Annotated in this window: 1 rRNA gene; it reads left to right on the top strand. The window is 44.4% G+C overall.

Annotated features, from left to right (window positions below):
* A 23S ribosomal RNA gene (locus tag KGF45_RS19965) occupies positions 1 to 225 on the top strand; the annotation flags it as partial.

Genomic DNA, 225 nt, shown 5'->3' with positions numbered 1-225 from the left:
GGAATAGCCCAAACCAATAAAGTTTTCTTTATTGGGGTTGCGGACATATCTTAAACGAAGAGGTATCGTAATTGAAGAGGTTTGGAAAGACCCACCATAGAAGGTAATAGTCCTGTATGTCAAACGAAAAAACTTCAGATATGATCCAGAGTACCACGGGACACGTGAAACCCTGTGGGAAGCAGGAGGGACCACCCTCCAAGGCTAAATACTACCTAGTGACCG

The organism is Clostridioides sp. ZZV14-6154, from assembly GCF_020657785.1.
In the GTDB taxonomy this organism is placed as follows: Bacteria; Bacillota; Clostridia; order Peptostreptococcales; family Peptostreptococcaceae; genus Clostridioides.
This window is presented reverse-complemented; position numbering and strand designations above follow the sequence as displayed.